This is a genomic window from Paenibacillus sp. FSL R7-0179, assembly GCF_038002265.1.
In the GTDB taxonomy this organism is placed as follows: domain Bacteria; phylum Bacillota; class Bacilli; order Paenibacillales; family Paenibacillaceae; genus Paenibacillus_AQ.
The window spans coordinates 3,548,997-3,575,990 of the sequence record NZ_JBBOCC010000001.1 but is presented as its reverse complement, the minus strand read 5'-3'; the positions used below and the strand labels follow the sequence as shown (position 1 = coordinate 3,575,990).

Here is a 26,994-nt window from a genome sequence, read left to right as displayed (position 1 = left end):
CTTAAGCGCCCCCCTTCAGGCCGGATTCATCGTAGACATGCAGCAGCGTATCTTCCGGTTTCGGGAACGGCGCATTCTCCGCGTAGGTTATAGCTTCTTTCAGTTCAAGATTATATTCGGCAGCCAGATCACGCTCCTGCTCGTCACTCCATAGACCGAGTCCGGTCAGATAGGTGCGGAACGCGGCGATGCCGTCTTTTTTCCAGTTCTCATCGACTTCCTCCTGCGTCCGGTAAGCCAGATCGTTATCCGAAGTGGAGTGCGGCGACAGACGGTACATCATCGCTTCAATCAGGGTCGGGCCTTCTCCGGCCAGCGCGCGTTCGCGGGCTTCCTTCACCACGCGGTACACCTCAAGCGGATCATTGCCGTCCACCCGGACACCCGGGAATCCGTAGCCCAGCGCACGGTCACTGACCTTGCCGCCAAGCTGCTTGTGGGCCGGAATCGAGATTGCATACTGATTGTTCTGGCAAAAAATAATCATCGGCAGCTTATTCACACCGGCAAAGTTACACGCTTCATGGAAATCCCCCTGGTTGCTGGAGCCTTCCCCGAAGGTGACGAAGGAGACGAACCTCTTCTTCTGCATCTTCGCCGCCAGCGCGAAGCCCGCAGCATGCGGAACCTGGGTCGTGACCGGGCTTGAGCCCGTTACAATCCGCAGGCGCTTGTGCCCGAAGTGGCCCGGCATCTGCCGGCCGCCGCTGTTCGGATCTTCCGCCTTGGCGAAGACGGACAGCATCAGCTCGCGCGTGGTCATTCCGACAGAGAGAACAAAAGCATAATCCCGGTAATAAGGAAGGAAATAGTCGTTCTCCCGGTCCAGTGCAAATGCCGCCGCGACCTGTGCCGCCTCCTGCCCGATGCCGGATACATGGAAATTGATCTTGCCCGCACGCTGTAACAACAGACTGCGTTCATCATATTTCCGTCCCAGCTGCATGAATCTGTACATATCGATAACCTGGCCGTCTGTGAGTCCAAGCTGCTTATGTCTGTTAACGGTGTCTACAGTACCTTGGGATTCCATATAAGAGGTACCTCCTTGAAAGTATTGCCGGCGCCAGCTTCCAGCCCCCGCTATCTCTAACCGGTTCAGGACGCGTCCGCCAGGCGGATTGACTTTAATATTAATATATGCGCCCTGATCCTATCACCAGGTACTAAATTCATTATAATCGTTTTTCCGGCAAAAAGAAAAGCCAAAATCCCTCCGCCAAGCGGAGATTCTGAAACCCTAGTGGAAACGGCTTTGCCGTCCTATTAAAGGACGGTACCGTTTCAGCGAGAAATAGAAGGATACGATATTGTATGCAATTTACAAAATTCTTATATTTGAACAAATATAGCCGGTATGGAGCGATACCCAGCGCAGTACGCGCCTTCCGCTCCCTCCGGCCTTCTTGTTAAGCTCTCTATCGCACGCTAGAATCCGATTGCTCTTCCATCCACTGCCAGCATCGCCTCGCCCAGAACCTCCGACAGTGTCGGATGAGCATGTACAGCCTCCCCGACCTCCCAAGGTGTGGCATCCAGAATCTGCGCCAGCGCCGCTTCGCCGATCAGATCAGTAACATGCGGGCCGATCATCTGCACGCCGAGGATATCCCCGTTCTTCGCGTCAGCCACCACCTTCACGAAGCCGTCCTTCATGCCGTAGACAATAGCTTTGCCGATGGCGGAGAACGGGAACTTCCCGGTCACCGTCTCACGGCCGAGCTGCTTCGCTTCCTTCTCCGTGTATCCGACACTTGCCACTTCCGGCCGTGTATAGACACAGCGCGGAACCAGATGGGCTTCATACGGATGGAGCGCTTCACCGGCCAGATGGTTGACGGCACGGATGCCTTCATGGCTGGCAGCATGAGCCAGCTGCAGTCCGCCGATACAATCGCCAATCGCATAGATATGCGGTTCACCCGTCTGCATATTGGCATTTACCGCAATGACACCTGTGTCGAAGCGGATATCTGTATTTTCAAGTCCAAGATTCTCAATATTCGCTACGCGTCCTACGGATACGAGCAGCTTATCAGCCGACAGACTCTGGCTCTGCTCCCCCTTGCGGGCTTCAATCGTAATCCCTGTCTCCGACACTATGCAGGTCTCGGCATCCACCGTTGTTCCGGTGAGCACCCGGACTCCGCGCTTCTTCAGCAGGCGCAGCAGCTCGCGGGCCACCTCTTCATCCTCCTGCGGCAGCAGTTGTCCGGCAGCCTCAACTACAGTCACCTGTACGCCAAAATCAGCCAGCATTGATGCCCACTCCACTCCGATTACCCCGCCGCCCACAATAAGTATTGAGGCCGGCAACTCCTCAAGCGTCAGCGCTTCTTCACTGCTCAGAATCACCTTACCGTCAGGCACCAGACCCGGCAGAACGCGCGGACGCGAGCCGGTAGCGATGATGAGATTCGTAGAGACCACGGTCTCCATCTCGCCATCCTCCAGCTCCACGGCCACAGCGCCGCTGCGCGGGGAGAAGATCGACGGGCCGATGATCCGGCCTTTGCCCTTTACCACCTGAATCTTATGCTTGCGCATCAGATACTGTACCCCCTGATGAAGCTGCTCCACCACCGCTTCCTTGCGCTGTTGCACTTTGGGGAATACCAGCTTGGTGCCCGTAGTCTCTATACCGTAGCTCTCGCTCTCGTTGATTTCAGCCAATACCTCTGCACTGCGCAGCAGTGATTTGCTGGGAATACAGCCGCGGTGCAGACAGGTTCCGCCCAGCTTGTCCATTTCAATAACGATAACAGACTTGCCCAGCTGTGCAGCGCGGATCGCTGCTACATAACCGCCGGTGCCACCGCCAAGTATCGCTACATCACAGGTCATTGTCATGATATGTATCCTCCAGTCATTCCTCTTGAATTCAGTTCAATCTCTTATATTGTACTCTCTTTCGGGAGTAATACAAAACTTACAAACATCATATATCCGTAGACTTTTATGGAATGAAGCGTTATCATATGGTTGAAATCTAAGCGGCTGCGAAGAGGAGGGTGTGTTACCGTTATGAAACTGCTGATATCACGCTTCATTGCCATACTGATCCTGGTCATTCCCGGCCTGCTAGCGATGACGGGCTTCCTGATGATGAAAGATGATCTGTTCAATTATTTCGCCATGCATGGCGATGAGACTGCTATTCCCGAATTTGCGTGGCTGCATTTCGGCGGCGGGCTGCTTTTATTCCTGGCAGGAATGACCTTCCTCGGCGGCTGGATTCTGACCCGTGACCGCAAAAAGAACTACGTAGGCCCCCGCTTCCGGGAGAAGCAGCAAGCGCAGCAGCCCCCGTCCTCCGAAGCACGCTCGTAATCCTATACTTGAAACAGGGGATGCCTCAAGCCATGAACGAACCGGCTGCTGAGGCATCCCCTTGTTGGTAACAGATCCTACCCAATATTAGTTACCTGCTGTACACGTTACGCATAGAGCAATTGCACAATGTACAGCAGAATAGAGCCATATCCGGCAGAAATCAGAAGCTATTGTACTTTGTACAACAGAATTTCGCTCAAACCCGCTATTAGCCCCAAGCTGACAAAATCTAATGTACCAAATACAACAGACTGAGCTTTTCCGCTGCGAATCCGGTTTTCTGTTGCACAAACTACAATCAGCTTACTCGAATGGCAATTGAATCCCATCTACAGCGCATTTTAACCGCCAGCGTACCTTCCTCATCAGCCTATATATGAACCGCCTTCCTTCATCGGACTCCACACGTGCTTTCTTCCTTCATCCGGTCCGTCAAACATTCCTGCAAAAGCTCCAGCACACGCCCGCTCTCTCTACTCAGCGCTCATTCACTCCCCAGCCTCTTCCTTACTCCCCCGCACCAGCTCGCTGTAAAGGCCGCCCTGCTTCAGCAGCTCCTCATGCGAGCCCTGCTGAAGCAGGCGGCCGCCTTCCAGCACCAGGATGCGGTCAGCCGCGCGGATTGTGCCCAGCCGGTGAGCGATGACGAAGCTGGTCCGGCCGCGCATCAGCGCCTGGAGCCCTTCTTGAATCTTGATCTCGGTCACCGTATCGATGCTGCTCGTCGCCTCATCCAGCACCAGCATGGACGGATTCGCCAAAATTGCCCGGGCAATAGCCAAGAGTTGCTTCTGCCCCTGGCTGATGCCGCTACCGTCCACAGACAGCATCCGGTCGTAGCCGTCCTGAAGTCTCATGATGAAGGCATGGGCATTGGCCAGCTTCGCAGCCTCCTCCACCTCTTCATCCGTGGCATCCAGCCGGCCGTAGCGGATATTATCGCGGATCGTACCTTTGAACAGGAAGGAGTCCTGGAGGACGAAGGCCATGTGGCTGCGCAGACTTTCACGGGTGACCGTTGACAGCTCCCGCCCGTCCAGCGTAATGCTGCCACGGCTTGGGTCGTAGAAGCGGGACAGCAGGCCGATCAGCGTCGTTTTGCCGGCACCGGTAGGTCCGACCAGCGCAATCATCTCTCCGGGCTTCGCCTCGAACGTAATTCCCTGGAGCGTATCGGCGCCACCTTCATAGGAGAAGGCCACGTCCGTGAATTTCACGGCTCCCTCCACATGCTCCAGCTTCACCGCCGCGCCTTCATCCCGGGCCTCCGTCTCCTCATCCAATACCTCGAAGACACGCTCCGCACCCGCGATAGCCGACAGCAGGGTGTTCCACTGGTTCGCCAGATCATTCAGCGGCCGGGTGAACTGGCGCGCATATTCGGCAAAAGCGATAATAATCCCCACCGTCACCAGCCCGCGGATCGCCAGCAGCCCCCCGACCCCGGCCACGATGGCAAAGCTCAGATTGTTCAGTCCATTCATCAGCTTGGGAATGAAGCCCGAAATCGATTGCGCCCAATACCCCGACAGCATAATCCGTCTATTACGCTCTCTGAAGCCGGTAATTACCCGCTCCTCCTGCGAGAAGGCTTTGATAATCCGCTGCCCGGACAGGGTCTCTTCGATGAACCCGTTCAGCTCCCCCATGTTCCGCTGCCGCTCCTTGAAGAGCGGGCCGGTCCGCCGGGTAATCCAGCGCATGCCCAGCATCATCAGCGGCACCACAATGAAGGTCAGCAGCGTCAGCAGCGGGCTGAGCCACAGCATGACACCCACCGTACCCACCAGCGTCAGAATACTGGAAAAGATCTGAATCGCCGAGCTATTCAGCGTCGAGCTGATATTCTCAATATCATTGGTCAGACGGCTCATAATCTCCCCCTGCTGCCTGCGGTTGAAGAAGGGGATCGGCAGGCGGTGCAGGTGCGAGAACAGATCGGTCCGCATCCGGTAGACCGTCTCCTGGGCCACTTCGATCATCCAGACATTTTGCAGCCAGGAGACCAGAGAATTCAGCAGGTAGACGAGCGCCAGCACCAGCAGGAAGACGCCCCACGTTCTGCCGCCCTCTCCGCCCAGATAATCGTCCACTGCCCGGCTGATCAGGTAAGGTCCAAGAAGGGACAAAGCTGAGCTTAGCAGAACCATGAACAGCACTAAGATCAGCTTGGTCCGGCGTTCGGCGAGATAAGTCCATATGCGTCCTAATGTGCCTGACCAGTTCTTGGCCTTCGCCTTCGGCTTCCGGCTGCCCATCGCCCCGAAGATCTTGGCTTCGCCGTGGCCTACATCCAGCTTCGGATAGCGGAACGGCTCAATGAGTGCTTTGAACATGCTGCGCCTCCTCTGTCTGCGATTGATAGATTATGCGGTACAGCGCAGATTGGTCCATTAGTTCAGAATGGGTCCCCTGCGCAATCAGCCGGCCCTCGTCCAGCAGCAGAATCAGATCCGCCGAGGCGGTAGAGCTGATTTTTTGTGTGATCAGGAAGGTCGTGCAGGACAGCTTCTTCAACTCCGCCAGCAAAAGCCCCTCCGTCACCGCATCAAGCGCACTGGTGCTGTCATCCAGAATCAGAATCGCCGGTCTGCGCACCAGCGCCCGCGCAATGCTCAAACGCTGCTTCTGCCCGCCCGACAGATTGACTCCGCGTTGCCCGAGGGCAGTATCGTAGCCCTGCGGCAGCGCTGCAACCGTGTCATGAATCTGCGCTGCCGCCGCTGCATGCTCAATCTCTGCCTGACTCGCCGCTGCATTTCCCCAGGCTATATTCTCCCGGATCGAGCCGGTGAACAGGAGAACCTCCTGCGGTACATAGCCAATCGAGCCCCGCAAGGTCTGCATATCCATCTCCGTATGCTTCTGTCCGTCCACCAGGATGCTCCCGCTGCCGCATTCATACAGCCGGGGAATTAGCGTTACCAGAGAGGATTTGCCTGAGCCGGTCGCGCCCATAATCGCCACACGTTCACCCGGCTGCACCGTGAAGGAGATGTCCTCCAGCACCTTAATGTCACTGCCTGGATAACTGAAGCTGACCTGCTGAAATTCCACCTTGCCCTGAACCGCAGACACTAGGCCTTCTCCAGAAGTCATGCCCAGCTCGCCCGGACCTTCGCTTGCCGCCATTACTTCAGCGACCCGTCCCGAAGACGCCCGTGCGCGGGAGAAGCTGACCATGATCCAGGATAACGCTGACAGCGCTCCCATCGTCCGCAGCGAGTAGTTAATGACAGCAACCGTCTGCCCCAGTGTCGCATCCCCTGTAGAGATCTCTATCCGCCCAAACCATAGCACAGCCAGAATCCCGGCATTGACAATAATCATAATGAACGGCGTTGAGGTCTCGGTGAGCCTCAGCGCAGCAACCGTCGATCTCATCAGCTCTCCGCTGAACGTTGCGAACCGACCGATCTCATGGCCCATCCGTACAAAGACACGAATCAGCCGGATTCCGGTCAGATTCTCCTGAATAACACCATTCACGTCGTCAAGCCGGCTCTGCACCTTGCGGAACAGCTCGGATGCTCTACGCATCAGCCAGATCATAAATATCACCAAAAACGGCAGGGTCACGGTCAGCAGCAGCCCCAGCTTGATATGTACAACAAGCGCCATAATCACGCTTCCGATCACAACCAGCGGAATACGGGTCATGAACCGCAGCCCCATGAATATCGTATCCTGAATTTGTGTTACATCGCCGGTAAGGCGGGTGATCAGGGACGAAGTGGGAAAGCGGCTAAAAATATCGTAAGAGAACGACTGTACCTTTTCATATAGCTTGTCACGCAGGTCAAACGCGAACCCCTGACTGGCATGCGACGCAAAAAAGGAGCTGAGTATTCCCGCCACAAAGGCCACAGCGGCACTCCCTACCAGCACACCGCCCCACAGCCAGACGACAGCCGTGTCCTGTTGCCGGATACCGTCATCAATGATTTTGGAGATCAGCAGCGGCTGCGACAGCTCCACGGCCAGCTCAATCAGCATCATGACCAGCGCGGCAATGGCGGCGACCCAGTATTTTTTTAGAAAAGTCAACATTAGCTTCATCGAAAATACCCCATTTGCTTATTCGTAGAGCGCATCCCGCAAGCGGGTAGACATGGCAGAGCCCTGTCCCGACTTCAGAATGACCCGGCGCAGTGCCTTGTTGCTGCGGTTCAGCTCAGTGAGCTCGGCCAGCATGTCTTCCAGTAAATTCTCCGTACCCGGGATAAGCTCCCCCTTCTCCCGCAGTGCATTGATCCGTTCCTTGTATTGCTCCAATTTCTCTGTCATCTGACTAACTTCCCTTCTGTTCACTATATTCTCCTGCTGAAGACACAATTGCGTTCATTATAGCACATCCCGGGCGGAAACAATGTTTGCACTGGCTACTCCGGCCCCGAGTATGATACTCTAGTAAGGTCGATTTTTTGGTCGTGTAGCAGATTAGCTGAACAGTGAAAGGATAGATGGACGTGGCACAATTATTTTTCAGATATGGAGCTATGAACAGCGGTAAATCCATTGAGATTCTCAAGGTTGCCCATAATTATGAAGAGCAGGGCAAGTCGGTGCTCCTCTTCACACCTTCCCTGGATAACCGGGATGAAGTGGGATACATCTCCTCCCGGATCGGACTGCGCAAGCAGGCCATTCCGATTGATGAGCATACAGATATGTACAGCATCGTCAAAAATAGTCTGCCAAAGCCCCACTGTGTGCTGATCGACGAGTGCCAGTTCCTGAGCAAGGACTGCATCCTGCAGCTGGTGCGCATTGTGGATGAGCTGGACATTCCGGTGATGGCCTTCGGCCTCAAAAACGATTTCCAGAACAATCTGTTCGAAGGCAGCAAATATATGCTGATCTACGCCGACAAGATTGAAGAAATGAAGACCATCTGCTGGTTCTGCGCACGGAAAGCTACTATGGCACTGCGGGTCGAGAACGGCAAGCCGGTATACAGCGGCAAACAGATCCAGATCGGCGGCAATGAAGCCTATTACCCGGTCTGCCGTAAATGCCACAAGAATCCTCCATTGTAAAATACCCTAATATACAACATTAAAACGCACTCCAGCCCTGATCCGGCCGGAATGCGTTGTTTGTTCTCCCGTCTATTGAATCGCTTGAAGCGCCTTATGCTCATCCTCCTTGCGGACGAACAGTTCATGCTGTACCGTAGCCTTTCCGCCGAAGTTAGCACGCCGTGTTGTCTCTCTCATCCCGCCGTTAATCCGCGAACGGTGCGGGATACCTGCTGCCGCAAGGCGGCTTTTGACCCGGAAATATTGCCCCTGATCGAAAGTAGTGTACACTAATGTGCGCTCACGAGGGACAAAGAAATGCCAGATGCCTCTAAGAAAGCCCACATGCGTCACCTCCCTTTAGTTCAGATAACGTTCATTAAGAATCCGCAGATGATGCCGCTCATGTCCGATGATCAGACAGAGCTGCGCACGCACAGACATGGCAATCCCGCCAAAATTCCCTGTACGGGCATAGACATCCTCCGCAAGACTATCTGCCAGCGCCAAAGTGGACTCCCGGACGATCCGGTAGTGCGCAATCATCTCCTGCAGCGTGAAACGGTCGAACGCCCCGGCAGCCGCATAATCATTCTCCTCATAGCCGGGCAACGGCGCCTGCTCCCCCCTTGCAAAACACAGCAACCGGTAAGACATAATGCGGTCATTATCCGTCAGATGCCCTAGCATTTCCTTAATACTCCACTTCCCGGGGGCATAGCGGTAGGCTCCTTGCTCCTCTGTCAGCCCGCCAAGCAAAGCCAGCACCTCCTGAGTCTGCTCTCTTAGAATGACGCTAAGTTCTCCTTCGGGCGGCACCAATGTAATATATCTGGACTGAAATTCGGTGTACTCTCCTTGCGCAGGACGCTGATTCATGGTAAAAACCCCTCTCCAATCCAATTTTTAAGAAATATTTGCCGGATTGTGTCAAAACCTGTTGTTGTATCTTAGCCTATTATGTATAATATCACCAGGATTACAGATTTGTTAATCTATTTCCCGGGAGTGTAAGCATGCTGGATTTTGTGCTTTATATGGTGTTTTCTATTTTAGAAACATACGCAATGTTTTATTTGGCTTTCAAAGTTTTTAAGATTGATATTTATCCAGTGGAAATAGTGTTCGCAGGCACGATTATGGCGTTTGTATCTTACGCCCTTCGTATTGATTATAAAATGGTGCTCACAGATGTTTTCATCCAGTATCTGTTAACCTTCTGCTTTTTTTGGCTTTTATTCAGGATCCATGTTTTCTATGCTGCCATAATGACTGGCTTAGCCTATTTATCATATATGCTCATTCAATCCACGTGTTATTTTATTATAAATTCAACATTTTTATATTCGGTTAAACCTCCATTTACGGCAATAAGCGTTTATGTTCTACAATCTATTTCTGTTCTATTAACAAGCGTAATCGGTTTTTATATTGGTAAATATAGAAAAGGTTTTGATTTTGTTCCTGATAAACAAAACGTTAAAGTCACGATAGCAAATCGTGAAATTAACATTTTTCTTTTAAGTGCACCTTCCATATTCTTAGTAATACTAATGATGATTTTAACACAAAAATACTCTCAATTTTTCTTCTTGATACCTGTAATAAATGCTATTCTTCTGTATGCTTACCTGTATCATTCCTACAAAAAGGATCGAACCCAAGATGAATTCATTAGCTTATAAAATTGCCGTTAGCATCAAGAATGCTAACCCTGAGGAGACCCATTCCATTGAGGTCATGCAGTATTCGCTGGGCATTATTATTAATACACTAATAATTATAGTTTTCACGGCCATAATAGGACTTACATTAGGCAGCTTTACAGATTGTTTAATTTTTCTTTTATTCTTTTGCGCTCTACGGCTCAGCTCCGGCGGCTTTCATCTGAAAACAGCCTTAGCATGTAACATAGTCACAACCTTATTAAGTACTACTTTGCCGACATTCGTTACTTTATCGAATTCAGCACTCTGGTTTGCTAATATACTTAGTTTGATCATAATCATTACTTTCGCTCCGAACCCGGACAAGAATGCGAGAATCCCTGCTTCGATATATCCTTTATTGAAGTTGGTTTCTATAGCAATTGTGTTATCCAATTTCTTTCTGCACTCAACTGTAATCGGATTAGCGTTTCTGATCCAATCATTAACAATCATCCCTTGGATAAGGAGGAGAACACAGTGAAAAAAGCACTAGCTAAACAGGCTTCAGCCGTTCTTGCCGGATCTGCCCGTTTCTTTGTTTCAATTATGAAGCCGATGATTCACAGCCCGGAAGCACCAAAAGAATTACGCAAGTAATTACATAAGGATGGGGAGTACATGCGTGTCTTACTAAACGACGGCTCTTCCCGCAGTATCCGGGAGGAGGAGATATTGTATTTCTCTAACCACAAGAATACGATATTCGTCCATACGAAAGAAGGCGAATTTGTTCTCCCTACCACTCTTTCCGATTTGTATGCAGCTTACGGAGGCATGGGCTTTGAACGTCTTGACCGCAGCAATGTAGTCAACATTGGCAATATTGACGGTTATGATCCGGAACGGAAGATTGTTCTGTTCAATCAAGGGGAACAATTTGCAACGGTATCTGAATCCAATGAACCACGTGTCCGCAGATTTCTGGCTTCGCAGAAGAACGAATCACCGTCATAGAATGTAAAGAAAGCAGCGATCCTCCAAAAAGAGGGTCGCTGCTTTTTTTGTAATCATCTACGGCTAATAAAATCAAATTCAATCATTATCACATATTATCCAACTTATGTAAAGAAAAATTCAGAGGGCGAATGCCAGCAGACGGATTATATTCCAGATGGTACCATTTACCTAGAAGTCTAACATTAATATCGTGATTATCTTTCTTTCCCACCACTCTCAATCATGATGGAGGAATACAATGGAAACTTACTTTCATCCTTCTCCGCGCCCCTCATCACTTGAGCTATTGTCTGACGAACAATTAATAAACATCTACGATTTGGCGCTGGAAGCCAAGGCTTCACCGGATTTTATTCAGATTATCAGGAATGTTCTCATCACAAGGAACCTCTCAGGTGCCCAACATCATTAGAGTGCGATGCTCCATCCATAAGATATACCTGGCAGAGACGCCAAAAAACCATCCTCCACATGATGCGGGGATGGTTTTTGGTGTGTAAACAAACTTTTGTCTACTCGATAATTTCGGTCTTGAACACGTTCTCCAGCTTACCGCCGAGCCGCTTCTTAAGGGGAACCTTGATATCGCGTCCCAGCTCCTTGAAGAAAGTCTCGGCATCACATTTGACGTTCTGGGCCACAGCAATGACGGTTCCATCGGCAACGATATTCTGGTTCACTTCAAGCGGCACATCTACTTCGATATCGTATTTTTTGGTCAGTGTCTTGATGTATCTTGCAAAAATCTCCAACAGCTCTTCGTTGTTGAAATTCTCGATAGCCGCTTTCCCTTTGCTGGTGAACTTCATATTGATTCTCATGTTTCTTATCCCCTTTTCTGTCTAACCATTTGTAGTTTGTTTATGGATCAAGATGAATAGATGGCTGCAAGAAAGGGCAACATTATTCATTTTGGAAGCAAGCTAAGCCGGGCCCTTCGTTACTTGTACACGCCCTTGATCTGTTGCACTTTGAACTGGGTGAATTCCTTCAAGGCCTGGATAACCTGGTCCTGTTCCTCTTCCTTCAGCTCATAGATGCCTTCACGCAGCCATTCTCCAAATAGGTAGGCCTGACGCCCCTGGCGCGGCTGCCTGCGGAGACTGTCCAGACTTCCCTCGAATATATCGTTCAGCACATCGGTCAGGTTGTACTTCTCGATCTTCTCTATAACCATTCCTGCCCCATATTCCGTCTCATAAACGATGACCTCGTCAGAATCAAAGGAAACATATGACGTTTCTTTGTCTTCCTTCGCCCGGAATTCCTTCAGCTTGTTGAACGCCGTCTCGTAAATATAATCTTGGGACTGATTATGCTTAGGCAGCTTGTAGCCCTGCTTCAGCGTCTTGATGTACTCAATATCAGGCATATAGTCGGCCAAATGATACATCCGGTTCTTGAGATCGCCTCCGAGTGCTTCAATGATCTTGTCCAGGTTATCCTTAAGCGGGATACTCTCTCCCCGTTCAATCTTGCTGAGCTGTGAATAGCTGATGCCGCTCTTCTCTTCCAGCCCCCTGAGGGTTAACCCCCGGGCCTTCCTGAAGTGCCGGATGAAATTCCCCAGCTCATCGGGGTAATTATCGAAATCGTTCATAAGAGCCACCTCTACCTATATCATAACACAAGACAACAATTTGTGTTTCATAATAACAATTGTTTGTGTAAAATCTTTGTTTTTGAACCGTAAAAATCAACACATCCATTTAATATATATGGACTTAATTCCCATAAATGCAAGCTCACGCGATCCGATTTCCTTATTCTCTCAAAAACATCCCGATTTTATCCGATATACTCTAATGTAAACTTAATCCCACAACTGGAGGAATGTTCATGTCTTACACAATGGAAGTCAATATTGCAAAAAACCAGGTGATCGTCAAAGCCTACGGCCTGACTGAGAGTGACGTGCCCGCCTACATAGCAGATTTCGAGAACGCTCTGAAGCAGCTGAAGCCGGGCTTTACCGGAGTAACCGATGTGACGGGCTCCCCAACCGTTCTATCCCCAGAAGTAGCCGCAATGCTCGCTCCCACCGGTGACCGCGCGATAGAAGCAGGGGTAGGCGGCTGGGTATACGTTGCGGACTCTCCGGTCTGGAAAATGCAAATGAAACGGCTGTTCGGCAAATTTGCCGTGCATTATCCTACATATCAAGAAGCCGATGCTTATCTGAGCAGTCTTGGCAACCAGTCCGTTAACTAAGTATTTAAACTTCCTCGGGATCGGTACAGACCCTCGCTGGATATTCAGCTGTGACTGCACAGCTAAAAACCGTTCCATCCCGGAACGGTTTTCACTTTGTTTACGGATTCACCACATATAATGACCCAGGTGCTTTTTGTTATTCCTTAATACCCCGGCTAAGGACGCTGCACACAATATAATATAGAGTCCCAGGAAAACCGGCATGGACAGGAATCCCTTACGCTCAACAATCCCCATTCCAATAAAAGTCATTCCTAATATGAGATATGGCAGGACCATCCCTGTTTGGAAAGAGGCCCGCTCCTCCTTACTCAAGCTATTCCTAACGGATTGCCGAAGGAACACATCAAGTCCAAAAAAGTGACAAGCCGCTTGCGTGAGCATCCAGATCCCTAAAAGAATCTGCGCTATGATTTCTCCCACCTCCTTTGCTTATCCCTTCATTATAAACAAAAAAGGCCACTCAATGAAGGAGTGACTTGATTTGTTATTTATTCACTTGACGCAGCTTCACTATCTTTTATATATAATACTTTCCAGCTGATACTGTCTAAAGTATGATTATAGATGTAAGGGAGGACTTAGACTTTTTATTAATGACATCATTGAACTTGTAAATCACATTAAAAATTCTAAGAAAAAGAAGAGCAAAAAGAAAAGCGCTAAAACCTCTCGCAAAGGTTATAAGCGCTAAAGCATCCAAGGTTCCTCAACCTCATGACTATGCACGGAACGGACACAACACCGTTCCCCTTTTTCCCTTACATTGTAATCAATTCATTGCTTATAGTCAACACCAATACGTCTATCCATTACTACAATCATTTTAGAACGGAGGAGGACATTTAATGTCTAAATCTAAACGTGAAGGTGCCTTGCGATTGTCAATATTCATCATCTTCGTTCCACTCATATTTGTCGTACAGTCTAATAATTGGCTAAGTATCTTTATTGCATTCGTTGCCTTGTATGCGCTTGTTACTGGCGTTTACAGACTCACACGCAAGTCATGACCATGACCGCCAGACGAGTCTGCTACTCAATCGGGACTGTCTCAGGATCATCCTAGATAGCCATTTCTGAGAGTTTTTCTCACCGACCACTGTATGGAGCCACATTGTTGCATTTGTTGCAGGATTCCTCTATAAAATGTTACTGGCTACGGTACATTGTTGCATCATTTGCAGGAATTCTGGCATTTTAGTGCAAGTTAGCGGTGGCTTTGTTGCATTTCCTGCAGGATTTCAGCATCGGCCGCCTCTATCGGGCAGCATTGTTGCACTTCTTGCAGGATTTCCCTATAATCTTACGGGCTGTAGAGCAATAGTTAGGCCCCTACATCATCGCAGCAGCACCGAATATAATCGGTTTTTCGATTACATTTAGGCCACATGCCTCTGCCGCGCGAAATGTGATCGGTTTTTCGATTACATTTGGGCCACGTGCCTCTGACGCGCGAAATGTAATCGGTTTTTCGATTACATTTGGACCATGCGCCTCTGCCGCGCTCAATATAATCGGTTTTTCGATTACATTCCCATTGTGTTCGGCTTTTCGTGTACATCCGACCTGTGTCCGGTGAAACAAAATACCACTTGCTATCAGGAATACGATTTCCATTAGCCAGTGGTATTTATTATTATGCTATTCCTGCCCCTAACCCTTTCAAGACACCTTATGCTCAATTCGCAGCTTGTCAGCGACCATGGCAATAAACTCCGAATTCGTTGGCTTGGATTTGGAGATATTAATCGTATAGCCGAACAGGTGGGAGATGCTGTCGATATTGCCACGGGTCCAGGCGACTTCAATCGCATGGCGGATGGCGCGTTCTACGCGGGAAGGCGTGGTCTTGAACTTCTCGGCTATAGCCGGATACAGCGTTTTGGTGATGGCACCCAGAATCTCAATGTTGTTATAGACCATGGTGATGGCTTCACGCAGGTACTGGTAGCCTTTGATATGCGCAGGGACGCCAATTTCATGAATGATTGAGGTAATATTCGCATCCAGGTTCTTGCCCTTAGACAGCGGAACCACATTACTGGAAGATCTGGAAGAAGAATAGCCGGACATGCTTCCGGAGGTGCTCATGCTGCCCTGCGTGCCGACCAGCTGGCGTACACGGTTCGCAAGAACCTCCATGTCAAACGGTTTCAGAATATAATATGAGGCGCCAAGCTGAACCGCTCTCTGCGTAATATTCTCCTGGCCAAAAGCGGTCAGCATTATGATCTTTGGCTGAGGGTTCAGATCCATATCACGCAGGCGTTCAAGCACGCCGAGGCCGTCCAGATGCGGCATAATGATATCAAGAATAAGGACATCGGGGATCTTGCGTGCTCCGCTGAGCATCTGCAGTACCTCTTCCCCATTATAGGCAATGCCTGTCACGGTCATATCTTCTTGTTCAGTAATGTACTCGGCGAGCAAGTTCGTGAACTCCCTGTTATCATCGGCCAACAACACTTCAATATTCTGCACTGGCTGCTTCCTCCTTATATATCTGCTATTCAGAAAATAATAATCATCTTCTCTCCCTATAACTTTCGACATCTGGTTTGAATATCCTTCTGTCGAAAATTATTTTTCTTTATTTTTTTTCGGTGTTGATTTATAATTAAATATTTTGTTTCACGTTTCGAGTAAACCTGCTGCCCTTCGACAAAAAAATCTTAAGGCTAAACCGCCTTAAGATTGTATTGAAGCTCCTGATCCTGTTGAACCACACCGGAGTCCCTAAGCATCCACTCAATGAAGCAGCCATACCCTGACTTGGGATCATTGACGAACACATGGGTCACTGCTCCGATTAGACGGCCGTTCTGAACAATCGGGCTGCCGCTCATGCCCTGGACAATCCCTCCGGTCTTATCGAGCAGACGGGGGTCGGTGATGCGCAGTACCATGCCCTTAGTAGCAGGGGTCTGCTGACGGGCCACATGGATGATCTCCACGTTGAAGCGTTCGACCTGCTGACCGTCGACGACAGTTAGAATCTGTGCGGGACCTTCCTTCACTTCCGAACTCATGGCTACCGGAATCGGCTCCTGATACAGGCTGTGCTCGGGATTACGGGTCATTTTACCGAATATTCCGAAATCCGTGTTGCTCTCCACATTCCCGAGAACCTGGCTTTCCTTCAAAAAATGGGCCCGTTTCTCACCAGGATCACCATCCTGGCTCTTGGAGATCGAAGTGACGCTGGACTGCACGATATGGCCGCTGCCGACCACAATCGGCGTACCTGTGTTCATGTCAGTAATGACATGTCCTAGGGCCCCGTACACACCCTGCTTCGGGGCATAGAAAGTGAGGGTCCCTACACCGGCTGCGGAATCACGGATGTAGAGCCCAAGCCGCCACACCTTGTCTGTGCGGTCATACGCGGGCTTCAGCTGAGCTGTATGCTCTTTACCGCCGCGTTTGTAGACAATGCTTAAGGAATCATTGCTTTTGCCGGCCTGCTCGACCAGCCTTGCTACCTTCGATACCTCGTCCAGCTTCACCCCGTTGATGGAGATCATCAGATCGCCGGGCAGGATGCCGCTGTTCTCGCCGGGTGAAATCCTGGACTGCCCCGATACTTCAACCAGATGATGGCCAACAACCAGCACGCCTGCCGACTTCACCTTCACGCCAATTGTCTGACCTCCGGGGATGACCTTAAGTTCATTCCCGGTTCCCTGTACCGCCCTAAGCGGCTGATGTTCAAGCGGTGCTGCGTGGATCTGTGAGGGTCCCGTTATGCCTGATAAACTGAGAAAGAAGGCAAATAAAAGGCCGGGCATTAACTTCCTGAGGTTAGGCTTCAATGGCTGTCACACTCCCTTTTGCTTCTTTCGCTTGACGAAAAAGGTGGTCGCCAATTGCGTACCTATAAGATAACCTTGCCCCCAGGCTTTTATTACTGTCAATCATTGTCCCGCTTAGCTTGCAGCTGCCTTGCTGGCCTCGGCCAGACCCAGCATCTCCTGTGCGTGATGCAATGTTTTTTCGGTAATTTCCACACCGCCCAGCATCCGGGCCAGCTCCATTACGCGGCCTTCGGCCGAGAGGGAGTCCACCTCGGTCATCGTGCGTCCGTCTTCGACTTTTTTGGCAATCAGGTACTGATGATCCGCCATACAGGCCACCTGCGGCAGGTGGGTAATGGAGAACACCTGGCAAGTGGACGACAGCTTATACAGCTTGTCCGCAATAGACTGGGCCGCCCGCCCGCTGACCCCGGTATCCACCTCATCGAAGATAAGGACAGGAATCGCATCATGCCGCGCAAAAATACTCTTCATCGCCAGCATGATCCGCGACAGCTCTCCGCCTGAGGCAATCTTGCCCAGCGGACGCAGCGGCTCGCCGGGATTCGGGGAGATCATGAATTCAGCGCTGTCGATCCCCTGCCGGGTCAGACGGTACCGCCGTCCCTGATACTCCATGCCGCGCGGATCTTCGAGCGTTTCCATTTTCACCTGGAGGGAGGTCCGCTCCATCTGCAGATCCTTCAGCTCTCCCTCGACCTGTGAAGCAAGCTCCGTCGCACACTGCCGCCGCGCTCTGCTCAGCGCTTCGGCTGACTCCATTAAGATGTGAAGCAGGCCATCGCGTTTGGCCGTTAACTTCTCGATATATTCGTCCTTATTCTCCAGAAGATCCGTCTCCCGCTCAATCTGCTGATAATACTCCAGAATCTGCTCCACGCTATCCCCGTATTTGCGCTGCAGTCCGGTGATCAGATCCAGCCGGTTCTCAATATCCTCCAGCCGCGCCGGATTGAACTCGATCTCTTCACGGTAGTCGCGCAGCTGAAATGCCGCATCCTCCAGCTGGTAATAAGCCGACTGCAATTGCTCGTAGACTGCCCGCAGACCCTTCTCGTCATACCGCACCGCATCTTCAAGCCTGGAGATTACATTGCCAATGGACTCCAGCCCTTGCCTGTCATACAGCAGCTCGTATGCGCCGGATACTGAATCCATCATTTTCTCACTGTGGGATAGTTTTACCCGTTCTTCGGCAAGTAATTCATCTTCTCCCGGTTTTAGTCCCGCAGCAGAAATTTCCTCCAGCTGAAAACGGTACAAATCCAGCATCTGATACGCCTTTTGGCTGGACTCCTGAAGTTCCCGGAGTTCTTTTTCCACTTTGGCAAAAGCCGTATATTTCTCCTGATAATCTGCTTTGAGCGGTCCAATCACCGCTTCCCCATAGGTATCCAGCAACCCTAAGTGACGTTCAGCCTTCAACAAATTCTGATGCTCATGCTGCCCATGAATATTGACTAACTGCTCCCCGATTTCGCGCAGCATGCTCAGATTGACCATCTGGCCGTTCACGCGCGAGGTACTCTTGCCCTGGGAGGTAATCTCCCGGCGGATCACCAGATGCTCCTCACGCTCTGCACCGATGCCCAGCCGTTCCAGCGTATCCCAGACCGGATGACTTCCCGGCAGACTGAAAAGCGCTTCCATTTCGGCCTTCTCACACCCATACCGGATGGAGTCAGCGGAACCGCGTCCCCCGGCAATGAGTGCGAGCGCATCGATAATAATTGATTTCCCGGCACCGGTCTCCCCTGTAAGGACATGAAAACCCGGATAAAAATGCACATCCACCGCCTCAACCACGGCCAGATTGCGTATAGACAATGTCTCTAACACGAATACAGCACCTCCGACATGATGATTGCCTGCCAAGCCTATAAGCAGAACTACGAAATATAGCCCATAATTTGTGAAATGACGTCCTTGCTGTCCTCCGGCTGGCGGCAGATAATCAGGATGGTGTCGTCTCCGGAGATTGTACCCATAATTTGCGGCCAGTCGATATTGTCGATTAGCGCAGCCACGGAATTGGCCGTTCCCGGCAGACATTTCATGACCACCAGATTCGCGGAAAAGTCGATTTGTACAAAGTTGTCCACCAGCACCCGCTTCAGCTTCTGAGTAGGGTTGTAACGCTGGTCGGTAGGCAGGGAATACTTGTAACGCCCGTCATCCATTGGTACCTTGATTAGCAACAGTTCCTTAATATCGCGGGATACGGTAGCCTGTGTTACTTGAAAGCCTGCTTCCCGTAGCGCCTCGACCAGATCATCCTGGGTTTCAATTTCCTTTTGCGAGATAATTTCTCTAATCTTGATATGCCTGTGTCCCTTCATTGTTGCCTCCCGTATTTATATAGTGCTTAACTGGATTCTCCGTCGTCCTTGCCGAAATTAATTACATGAATATTGGAATTCACCGTATCCACATAGAGTACCCCGCTGCAATCCGGGTAGATCAGCAGATAGGGGAGGATGTAGTCCCGTAGTCCGCTGCCGGTGAATTCAAGCTCCTTGCGGGGGCGGGAGAGGATGACCAGATAATAATGCTCCTCATTCTTGGTGGCTACATAATCAATGAACAGCCTGCTGAAAATCGGTGCCCCATTTACCTGAAAAGACAGCGGAATCTTCAGCTTCCCGCCGATGACCTCATACCCCGCATCCTCCAGCAGACCGATGGACGGGTGGGACTGAATGACCTTGTTGATCGGCACCCGGTCCTTCATGAAGGAACCAGGAGACCCCTGCAGCCAGATATAGATTCTATAAAGGATAAAGATTGCCGCCGCCAGTCCTATAAGTGCCACCACAGCCTTGTCCGAGCTCGCCACTCCCATCACCTCGGTGAATCTATTCGCGTGCGGGCGGCTGAAATCCTGCTTCCGGCTGACAATCTGCCGCTAATTTCGGTTCTGGAAGACCTGTAAATTGTTATCTTGGCAGCAAAAGAAACTCATCTCTTGGATGAGTTTCCATGGCCCGCAGCGCTGAAGGTTGCATTCGCTTCCTTAATGACGGAGTCGGCAAGCGCGGCGAAATTATTCGGCTGTGCTTCAGCCGCAGAAGTCTGCTGCACGGAAGGCTGCTCAGCAGCTTCATCAGGCAGCAGCTTCCAGTGTGCCAGAAATTCGATATTCCCTTCCCCGCCGGTAATGGGGGAATAAGTCAGTCCTGCAAGCGTGTAGCCCAATTCGGCTGCCATGGTCAGTACGTTTACCAGCACCTCACGGTGAACAGCCGGTTCGCGTACGACTCCAGACTTGCCCACCTTCTCGCGGCCGGCTTCGAACTGCGGCTTAATCAGTGCAGCGATATCAGCAGGACGGTTCAGCAGCGCCATAAGCGGCGGCAGGATGATCTTCAGGGAAATGAAGGAGACATCGATACTGGCAAAGTCAGGTACCGGTCCCTTCAAATCAGGTGGGGTCATGTAACGAAAGTTGGTCTGCTCCATTACGGTTACCCGTTCATCATTACGCAGGCTCCAATCAAGCTGGTTATGTCCCACGTCAATCGCGTACACATGGGCTGCACCGTTCTGAAGCGCACAATCTGTGAAGCCTCCTGTAGAGGAGCCGATATCCAGCATGTTGCGGCCGGTCAGCCCGATGCCGAACTGCCGAAGGGCCTTCTCCAGCTTCAAGCCGCCCCGGCTGACATAGGGGTGCAGCGCTCCCTTGACTCTGAGGACAGAGCTGCGGAGCACCTTCATCCCAGGCTTTTCAATCCGTTCTTCATTCGCCAGCACCAGGCCCGCCATAATGGCAGCCTTGGCCTTCTCCCGGCTGTCGTAGAAGCCATGCTCCACCAACAGCACATCAATTCGTTCCTTAGGGTGTTCCATGTTCATCTCCCGATCACTTCGGTCCGCCCTCCGTCCCTGCCCTTAGGAGGTGGAGGTTGACTTATAGGTATAAGTGCTGAGCCCTTTCATTGACTTAATACGTGCGCACACGGCTTCTACGGTAAGCCCCGTCTCCTGGCGCTGCTCCTTGATCGACCCGTGCTCGACGAAAATATCCGGCACGCCCATCAGGTGAACATGCGCATCATATATCTCATGCTCCGCAAAGAACTCCAGCACCGCACTGCCAAGGCTGCCAGCCTGGCTCGCTTCTTCCAGCACCACCATGCCCGTTCCGGCATGTGCCAGATCAAGCAGCATGGTGTTATCCAGCGGCTTCAGGAAGCGCGCGTTGACTACACCGATCTGAATACCTTCACGCTTCAGCACTTCCGCCGCCTCTTCTGCCACCTGAACCATCGGGCCGCAGGCAAGCACGGCATAATCCTCTCCGGGACGCAGACGTTCCCAGGTGCCGATAGGCAGAGTGTGCAGCTCAGCATCCAGAGCCACACCCGTGCCGTTAATGCGCGGATAACGGTAAGCAATCGGTCCTTCATTATAATCCAGCGCCGTCTTCATCATATGGCGCAGCTCATTCTCATCCTTCGGCATCATAAGCACCATGTTCGGGATATGACGCATAAACGCGATATCGTACACACCCTGATGAGTCTCCCCGTCAGCACCCACGAAGCCCGCACGGTCGATGGCGAACATGACATTGGCATTATGGCGGCAAATGTCGTGAACGATCTGATCATAGGCGCGCTGCATGAAGGTGGAATAGACGGCAAATACCGGCTTCATGCCTTCCATAGCCAAGGCCGCACATAAGGTGGCGGCATGCTGCTCCGCAATACCGACATCAATCATCCGGTCAGGGAATTCCTTGGCGAACGGGAATAGTCCCGAGCCGCCCGGCATCGCCGGTGTTACCGCAACCAGCCGCTTATCCTGATGCCCCAGCTCAATTAGCGTCTGTCCGAAGACTTCCGTGTACATCGGATTGCCGACTGCTTTAAGAACCTGGCCGGATTCGATTTTGTAAGGAGAAATGCCGTGCCATTTATAGGAATCGACTTCCGCCGGTTTGTAGCCCTTGCCTTTGGTGGTAAGGACATGCACCAGAACAGGCCCGGATACATTATCCGCCTGATGGAAGGTGTCAATCATCTTCTCCAGATCATGACCGTCCACGGGTCCAAGATAGGTAAATCCCAGTTCTTCAAACAGAACACCTGGCACCAGCATGTTCTTCAGACCGTCCTTCACATTCTGTGCAGTCTTCGCCAGACGTCCGCCGATGGCCGGAATCTTCTTCAGCAGCCCTTCGACCTCGTCCTTGGCCCGCAGATAATGGCGGTCCGAACGGATCTTGCTTAAGTAGTTATGCATCGCCCCTACATTCGGTGCAATGGACATTTCATTGTCGTTCAGAACCACCATGAGCTTGCGGCGCTCATGTCCAATGTGGTTCAGCGCTTCAAAGGCCATTCCGCCGGTAAGGGCGCCATCGCCGATTACGGCAATCACCTTATTGTCTTCACCCTTGAGGTCACGGGCCATCGCCATGCCCATTGCCGCCGACAGAGAAGTGCTGCTGTGACCGGCCTCCCAGACATCATGCTCACTCTCCGAACGTTTGACGAAGCCGCAGAGTCCGCCCTGCTTCCGCAGGGAGTCGAACCTGTCCTGACGGCCGGTCAATATCTTGTGGACATACGCCTGATGCCCTACATCATAGATCATCTTATCCCGGGGACTGTCATAACAGTAATGCAGGGCCAGCGTGAGCTCCACGACTCCCAGATTGGATGCGAGATGTCCCCCTGTGACTGACAGCTTCTCGATCAGAAACTGGCGGATTTCCTCCGCAAGGGCAGCCAGTTCTCCGGCTGATAAAGATTTTAGCTCCTGAGGATCATTTATTTGTGGAAGCAGCACGAGTATTCCCCGCTTTCCTAGATGTTGTTAAAATATAAACCCCATTATAACACAAACGAAACGGCTGCCGAAACACAGCCGTTTGCCGAATCTTCATTTAGTGGTCACGTGACATCAAATAATCTGCAATTTCCAGCAGCCGGGACGGGTCCTGGAACCCTCCTTTTAGAATCGCCAGATGCGCAGCAGCCGTAAGCTGCTTCACCTCTTCGCGCGAAGCTTCAAGGCCGATGAAATACGGATAGGTCACCTTCTGCTGCTTGATATCACTGCCGGTTTTTTTGCCCAGCTTACTCTCATCGCCGACGAGGTCCAGAATATCATCCTGAATCTGGAAGGCCAGGCCAATCTGTGTGCCGAACCGGCGCAGGGCCTCCAGCTGTCCCTCATCCGCACCGGCGATTCTGCCGCCTGCAAGCAAGGAGAAGATCATCAGATCGCCAGTCTTATGCAGATGAATGTACTGGAGCTGCTGCAGGTCGGTCATTCCCTGCTCGCCTTCCATATCGGCTACCTGACCGCCGACCATACCGCGCGGGCCTGCCATCTCGGCCAGATCCTCCACGATGGACAGCACGCGCTCTGCCGGAACCCCATACTTACGGGAGGCTTGTACCACACTGTAGAATGCATGGGTCAGCAGCGAATCTCCGGCCAGAATGGCCATCGCTTCCCCGAAGACCTTATGGTTCGTCAGCTTGCCGCGCCGGTAGTCATCATTATCCATCGCCGGAAGATCATCATGAATCAGAGAATAAGTGTGCACCATTTCAATCGCTGCTGCTACAGGAAGCGCAGCTTCACGGCTGCCGCCCAGCGCTTCGCAGGCAGCGGTGACCAGCAGCGGCCGCAGGCGCTTACCGCCAGCTTGCAGCGAGTATTCCATCGACTCCCTAAGCACCTGCGGGACATCCCACTGCTCCGGTACGATCCCGCTTAGAGCAGCGGCAACCCAGCGGCTAACGTCAGCTATATACTGCTCCAGCGGTTCGCGGCCTTCCTGCGGCGCTGCCGAACGGCCAGATGGTTCAAGCTCAGAATGACTCATCGTTATCGCCTTCAAGCTTGCTGCCGAATGGCTTCTTGCGAAGTTCGCCATCCTCCACAGTGATCATTTCAATTTTGCGTTCCACCTGCTCCAGCTTGCTGCCGCATAGCTGCGAGAGCTTCATCCCCTGCTGGAATAAATCAATCGCCTTCTCCAGGGGAACATCACCGTGTTCAAGCTCACGCACGATACCCTCCAGGCGCTCCATGGCTCCTTCAAAATCCAGCTCAGCTTCCTTCGCCATTCGCTTTATTATCCTCCTTCATTCCCCATACGTGGCAGTTTAGTTGTCCGTCATTAAGCTTTATGTTAACCACATCGCCAAGCTCTACTTCCTTCAGCGATTTGATTAGATGCTGTTCCTTCTCGTCATACACGAGGCTGTAGCCTCGTGACATGACCTTAAGCGGGCTGAGCGCATCCAGATGGCGCAGCTCAGCCCCGAACCGCGCGCGCTTCTCTGCAAGGCGCGCCTGCATGGCCGCCGTCAGCTCACGGGTGAGGCCATCCGTGCGCCGGCGGGCAGCGCTGACGCTGCTAAGCGGATGGAAGCGCTGCAGGCTCTGGTGCAGCAGCGCGCTGCGCCCCTGTGCGCGGCTGTGCCTGGTCTCTGCTGCGCGGAGCAGGGCCGCGCGCAGCATGTCCAGCCGCTGCGCGTGCTGGGCCAGCTGCCGGCGGGGGCCGGCCAGCGCCAGCGAGCGCTGCAGCGCAGCGAGGCGTTCGCCGCCGCGCTGCGAGCGGCGCAGCAGCCCTTGGCGCAGCCGCTGCCGGGCCATGCGCAGCTGCCCGGCCAGCTCGGCAGCGCTCGGCACAGCGAGCTCCGCCGCTGCCGTAGGGGTGGCCGCCCGGAGATCGGCGGCGAAATCGGCGATCGTGAAGTCGGTCTCGTGGCCCACGGCCGAGATGACCGGAATCCCGGAGGCCGCAATCGCCCGGGCGACGGCCTCTTCATTGAAGGCCCACAGCTCCTCCAGGGAGCCGCCGCCGCGCCCGACAATCAGCACGTCAGCCTCACCCATCGTGTTCAGGTTCTGAATGGCCTGTACAATGGACGGGCCGGCCCCCTTACCCTGCACTAGTACAGGGTAGAGCACAATCGCCACCTGCGGGTAGCGCCGCTGCAGGGTGATGATGATGTCCCTCACAGCCGCTCCTGTCGGGGAGGTCACAACCCCGATGCAGCGCGGGAATTGCGGCAGCGGACGCTTGCGCTCCGCAGCGAACAGGCCTTCCTTCTCCAGCTTGCTCTTCAGCTGCTCATATGCGAGATACAGACTGCCGATTCCGTCAGGCTGCATATGTGTCGCATAGAACTGGTATTGCCCGTCCCGTTCATATACGGTCACATTTCCTCTGGCGATTACCTTAGTGCCTTCCTTCGGCACGAACGGCAGCCGCGAGTTATGCGAGGCGAACATGATGGCTTTGATCCGGCTGCTCTCATCCTTCAGCGTGAAGTACATATGCCCGCTTCCGTGATGGGTGAAATTCGAGATTTCACCGCGAATCCATACATCGGACAGCAGCGCATCCGAATCCAGCTTCATGCGGATATATTTGTTAAGCTCCTTGATGGAGTAGATCTGCCGCTCTGCCGCCATAAGCCCTGCCTACTTCAGGCCGCGGAGACGTTTGGCCGCGATCAGCGTGTTGCTCATCAGCATAGTGATCGTCATCGGTCCCACTCCGCCCGGCACCGGCGTAATGAACCCGGCCGCTTCTCTGGCACTCTCATAATCCACATCACCGGCAAGCTTGCCGGTATCCAGACGGTTCATGCCGACATCAATCACAATCGCACCCGGCTTCACGAACGAGGCATCGATGAAGTTGGCCCGGCCAATCGCTACCACCAGAATATCAGCCTGACGGCTAAGCTCAGCCATATTCGCTGTACGCGAGTGGCACATAGTTACTGTGGCATTCTCACGCTGTAACAACAGAGATACTGGCTTGCCGACAATGTTACTGCGGCCGATCACAACAGCATGCTTACCGGAGATGTCCGTACCGGTCCGCTTGATCAGTTCAATGACTCCGGCAGGCGTGCAGGGAAGCAGACTGTCGTCCCCGATGACGAGGTTCCCCACATTGACCGGGTGGAAGCCATCCACATCCTTCTCCACAGAGATGGCGTCAATCACAGCCTTCTCTTCAATATGCTTCGGAAGCGGCAGCTGAACGAGGATGCCGTCAATATCGCTGCGGCCGTTCAGGTCTGCCACCAGTGCCAGCAGCTCCTGCTGGGTGGTAGCGGCATCCAGCCGGTGCACCTCGGAATGGAAGCCCAGCTCAATACAGGACTTCTCCTTATTGCGCACATAGACCTGGGAAGCCGGATCTTCACCGACCAGAACGACAGCCAGACCCGGCTTCACGCCGCGCTCCGCTAAGTCTGCAACCTCCCGGGCAATCCCGATCCGAATGTCGTCCGATACCTGTTTACCGCTGATAATCGCTGCTGTCATGTAAAGTCTCTCCCCTATATGTCTATTGAAGGCTTATAAGCCTGTTACTGCCGCTTGCTGCTCAATTTGAACCGATTCTGAAGCAGAACTACAGCTCAGCTCTCAGCGTGTCCACATCCTGAATCATTTTGCCGAGGACACCATTCACGAACTTCCCGGAATCTTCTGTGCCAAAATGCTTGGCCAGATCAATTGCCTCATTGACGGACACCTTGGCCGGCACATCGCTGGCGAAGATCATCTCGAAGGTGGCCAGACGCAGAATCTGACGGTCTACGCGTGACAGGCGGCTCATCTGCCAGCCCTTAAGGTAATGCTCCAGCATATCGTCAATCGCCATTTTGTGCTCCCACACGCCGTTGACATGTGTAATTACATAAGTCTTCAGTTCGCTCTCATCCGTAATGACGCGCTCGGTCTCGTTCTCATCCGCCGCTTCTTCAATCAGCATCTCAACCGCTTCAGTTACCTCAACATCATTCATTTCCATCTGGTACAGGCTTTGTACAATAATCTCTCTCGCTAAACGTCTCTTCATGTGTTCCTCCTACGAACTAACTTTCATTCTTGTTTTGATTTTATATTTCAAAAAAACCGCGCAGCCTTTCTTCCGCAGGTCAGCAACTCAAA

General features: G+C 52.2%; 30 protein-coding genes. 8 read left to right on the top strand and 22 right to left on the bottom strand.

The genetic code is table 11. The features are described from left to right. Nucleotide 1 precedes the first annotated feature (1 nt). Both MKX63_RS15660 and lpdA read right to left on the bottom strand, forming a co-directional pair. The gene (locus MKX63_RS15660) at nt 2-1,033 is read right to left on the bottom strand and encodes a thiamine pyrophosphate-dependent dehydrogenase E1 component subunit alpha (RefSeq protein ID WP_341018170.1); all 1,032 of its coding nucleotides are present in this window, start codon (nt 1,031-1,033) and stop codon (nt 2-4) included. A 395-nt stretch (nt 1,034-1,428) separates the two neighbouring features. Then, entirely contained in the window at nt 1,429-2,850 is a 1,422-nt protein-coding gene (lpdA, locus tag MKX63_RS15655; protein ID WP_341018168.1) for a dihydrolipoyl dehydrogenase, read from the bottom strand. 174 nt (nt 2,851-3,024) lie between these two features. On the opposite strand from lpdA, the gene MKX63_RS15650 reads away from it, so the two are divergent. Further along, nucleotides 3,025-3,330, top strand: coding sequence for a DUF2627 domain-containing protein (locus MKX63_RS15650; protein WP_341018166.1), 306 nt, complete (start codon nt 3,025-3,027; stop codon nt 3,328-3,330). Between the two features lie 491 nt (nt 3,331-3,821). Here MKX63_RS15650 and MKX63_RS15645 read toward each other — a convergent pair whose 3' ends face one another. The 3 genes from MKX63_RS15645 to MKX63_RS15635 are packed head-to-tail and all read right to left on the bottom strand — an operon-like array spanning nt 3,822 to nt 7,620. Continuing rightward, nucleotides 3,822-5,669, bottom strand: a complete 1,848-nt coding sequence (locus MKX63_RS15645) for an ABC transporter ATP-binding protein (RefSeq protein ID WP_341018164.1) — start codon at nt 5,667-5,669, stop codon at nt 3,822-3,824. Beyond that, nucleotides 5,650-7,392 (bottom strand): ABC transporter ATP-binding protein, encoded by a 1,743-nt coding sequence (locus tag MKX63_RS15640; protein ID WP_341018162.1) that lies wholly within the window; start codon nt 7,390-7,392, stop codon nt 5,650-5,652. Before MKX63_RS15640 ends, MKX63_RS15645 begins: the two co-directional genes overlap by 20 nt. 18 nt (nt 7,393-7,410) lie before the next feature. Further along, nucleotides 7,411-7,620 carry a hypothetical protein gene (locus MKX63_RS15635; protein WP_340752771.1) on the bottom strand — a complete coding sequence of 70 codons (210 nt, stop codon included), beginning with the start codon at nt 7,618-7,620 and terminating at the stop codon, nt 7,411-7,413. Between the two features lie 182 nt (nt 7,621-7,802). On the opposite strand from MKX63_RS15635, the gene MKX63_RS15630 reads away from it, so the two are divergent. Next, nucleotides 7,803-8,372 carry a thymidine kinase gene (locus tag MKX63_RS15630; RefSeq protein WP_341018160.1) on the top strand — a complete coding sequence of 190 codons (570 nt, stop codon included), beginning with the start codon at nt 7,803-7,805 and terminating at the stop codon, nt 8,370-8,372. Between the two features lie 72 nt (nt 8,373-8,444). Here the strand turns inward: MKX63_RS15630 and MKX63_RS15625 are convergent, their stop codons facing one another. Both MKX63_RS15625 and MKX63_RS15620 read right to left on the bottom strand, forming a co-directional pair. Continuing rightward, nucleotides 8,445-8,699, bottom strand: a complete 255-nt coding sequence (locus MKX63_RS15625) for a hypothetical protein (RefSeq protein WP_341018158.1) — start codon at nt 8,697-8,699, stop codon at nt 8,445-8,447. Between the two features lie 15 nt (nt 8,700-8,714). Continuing rightward, nucleotides 8,715-9,233 (bottom strand): DinB family protein, encoded by a 519-nt coding sequence (locus MKX63_RS15620; protein WP_341018156.1) that lies wholly within the window; start codon nt 9,231-9,233, stop codon nt 8,715-8,717. 137 nt (nt 9,234-9,370) lie between these two features. Between MKX63_RS15620 and MKX63_RS15615 the strand changes: the two genes are divergently transcribed. The 5 genes from MKX63_RS15615 to MKX63_RS15600 all read left to right on the top strand — a co-directional run bounded on the left by MKX63_RS15615 (nt 9,371) and on the right by MKX63_RS15600 (nt 11,432). Beyond that, on the top strand, nt 9,371-10,039 hold the full coding sequence (locus tag MKX63_RS15615; RefSeq protein ID WP_341018153.1) for a hypothetical protein: 669 nt from the start codon (nt 9,371-9,373) through the stop codon (nt 10,037-10,039). Continuing rightward, nucleotides 9,963-10,544 carry an accessory gene regulator B family protein gene (locus MKX63_RS32575; protein ID WP_445323503.1) on the top strand — a complete coding sequence of 194 codons (582 nt, stop codon included), beginning with the start codon at nt 9,963-9,965 and terminating at the stop codon, nt 10,542-10,544. Before MKX63_RS15615 ends, MKX63_RS32575 begins: the two co-directional genes overlap by 77 nt. Then, nucleotides 10,541-10,660 carry a cyclic lactone autoinducer peptide gene (locus MKX63_RS15610; RefSeq protein ID WP_341018152.1) on the top strand — a complete coding sequence of 40 codons (120 nt, stop codon included), beginning with the start codon at nt 10,541-10,543 and terminating at the stop codon, nt 10,658-10,660. The genes MKX63_RS32575 and MKX63_RS15610 overlap by 4 nt, the downstream gene beginning before the upstream one ends. A 21-nt stretch (nt 10,661-10,681) precedes the next feature. Then, nucleotides 10,682-11,017, top strand: a complete 336-nt coding sequence (locus MKX63_RS15605) for a LytTR family DNA-binding domain-containing protein (RefSeq protein WP_341018150.1) — start codon at nt 10,682-10,684, stop codon at nt 11,015-11,017. A 241-nt stretch (nt 11,018-11,258) separates the two neighbouring features. Further along, nucleotides 11,259-11,432 (top strand): sporulation histidine kinase inhibitor Sda, encoded by a 174-nt coding sequence (locus tag MKX63_RS15600; protein ID WP_341018149.1) that lies wholly within the window; start codon nt 11,259-11,261, stop codon nt 11,430-11,432. A gap of 100 nt (nt 11,433-11,532) precedes the next feature. On the opposite strand, the gene MKX63_RS15595 is transcribed toward MKX63_RS15600, so the two are convergent. Next, entirely contained in the window at nt 11,533-11,841 is a 309-nt protein-coding gene (locus tag MKX63_RS15595) for a hypothetical protein (protein WP_341018148.1), read from the bottom strand. 119 nt (nt 11,842-11,960) lie between these two features. Beyond that, nucleotides 11,961-12,620: a helix-turn-helix domain-containing protein gene (locus MKX63_RS15590; RefSeq protein WP_341018146.1), complete on the bottom strand. Its 660-nt coding sequence runs from the start codon at nt 12,618-12,620 to the stop codon at nt 11,961-11,963. Between the two features lie 239 nt (nt 12,621-12,859). On the opposite strand from MKX63_RS15590, the gene MKX63_RS15585 reads away from it, so the two are divergent. Beyond that, entirely contained in the window at nt 12,860-13,231 is a 372-nt protein-coding gene (locus MKX63_RS15585; RefSeq protein ID WP_341018145.1) for a hypothetical protein, read from the top strand. Nucleotides 13,232-14,569: 1,338 nt separating this feature from the next. Here the strand turns inward: MKX63_RS15585 and MKX63_RS15580 are convergent. The 13 genes from MKX63_RS15580 to nusB form a co-directional block, all read right to left on the bottom strand. Then, nucleotides 14,570-14,854 (bottom strand): hypothetical protein, encoded by a 285-nt coding sequence (locus MKX63_RS15580; RefSeq protein WP_341018144.1) that lies wholly within the window; start codon nt 14,852-14,854, stop codon nt 14,570-14,572. Nucleotides 14,855-14,899: 45 nt separating this feature from the next. Continuing rightward, a complete protein-coding gene (spo0A, locus tag MKX63_RS15575; protein WP_036731960.1) occupies nt 14,900-15,718 on the bottom strand; it encodes a sporulation transcription factor Spo0A in 819 nt (272 codons plus the stop codon). A gap of 197 nt (nt 15,719-15,915) precedes the next feature. Further along, entirely contained in the window at nt 15,916-17,025 is a 1,110-nt protein-coding gene (gene spoIVB, locus MKX63_RS15570; protein WP_341018143.1) for a SpoIVB peptidase, read from the bottom strand. Between the two features lie 138 nt (nt 17,026-17,163). Then, complete coding sequence (recN, locus tag MKX63_RS15565; RefSeq protein ID WP_341018142.1) at nt 17,164-18,891, bottom strand: DNA repair protein RecN; 1,728 nt, start codon at nt 18,889-18,891, stop codon at nt 17,164-17,166. Between the two features lie 50 nt (nt 18,892-18,941). After that, entirely contained in the window at nt 18,942-19,391 is a 450-nt protein-coding gene (ahrC, locus tag MKX63_RS15560) for a transcriptional regulator AhrC/ArgR (RefSeq protein WP_341018141.1), read from the bottom strand. A gap of 26 nt (nt 19,392-19,417) precedes the next feature. Next, nucleotides 19,418-19,864, bottom strand: coding sequence for a hypothetical protein (locus tag MKX63_RS15555; RefSeq protein WP_341018140.1), 447 nt, complete (start codon nt 19,862-19,864; stop codon nt 19,418-19,420). Nucleotides 19,865-20,010: 146 nt separating this feature from the next. Then, on the bottom strand, nt 20,011-20,901 hold the full coding sequence (locus MKX63_RS15550; RefSeq protein WP_341018139.1) for a TlyA family RNA methyltransferase: 891 nt from the start codon (nt 20,899-20,901) through the stop codon (nt 20,011-20,013). Between the two features lie 42 nt (nt 20,902-20,943). Beyond that, on the bottom strand, nt 20,944-22,848 hold the full coding sequence (gene dxs, locus MKX63_RS15545) for a 1-deoxy-D-xylulose-5-phosphate synthase (RefSeq protein WP_341018137.1): 1,905 nt from the start codon (nt 22,846-22,848) through the stop codon (nt 20,944-20,946). Nucleotides 22,849-22,945: 97 nt separating this feature from the next. Then, a complete protein-coding gene (locus MKX63_RS15540) occupies nt 22,946-23,896 on the bottom strand; it encodes a polyprenyl synthetase family protein (protein WP_341018669.1) in 951 nt (316 codons plus the stop codon). Beyond that, nucleotides 23,883-24,140: an exodeoxyribonuclease VII small subunit gene (xseB, locus tag MKX63_RS15535; RefSeq protein ID WP_341018136.1), complete on the bottom strand. Its 258-nt coding sequence runs from the start codon at nt 24,138-24,140 to the stop codon at nt 23,883-23,885. The genes MKX63_RS15540 and xseB overlap by 14 nt, the downstream gene beginning before the upstream one ends. Further along, on the bottom strand, nt 24,124-25,497 hold the full coding sequence (gene xseA / locus MKX63_RS15530; RefSeq protein WP_341018134.1) for an exodeoxyribonuclease VII large subunit: 1,374 nt from the start codon (nt 25,495-25,497) through the stop codon (nt 24,124-24,126). The genes xseB and xseA overlap by 17 nt, the downstream gene beginning before the upstream one ends. Nucleotides 25,498-25,506: 9 nt before the next feature. Then, nucleotides 25,507-26,364 (bottom strand): bifunctional methylenetetrahydrofolate dehydrogenase/methenyltetrahydrofolate cyclohydrolase FolD, encoded by an 858-nt coding sequence (gene folD / locus MKX63_RS15525; protein ID WP_341018133.1) that lies wholly within the window; start codon nt 26,362-26,364, stop codon nt 25,507-25,509. An 88-nt stretch (nt 26,365-26,452) separates the two neighbouring features. Next, complete coding sequence (gene nusB, locus MKX63_RS15520) at nt 26,453-26,902, bottom strand: transcription antitermination factor NusB (protein ID WP_341018131.1); 450 nt, start codon at nt 26,900-26,902, stop codon at nt 26,453-26,455. Nucleotides 26,903-26,994: the final 92 nt, after the last annotated feature.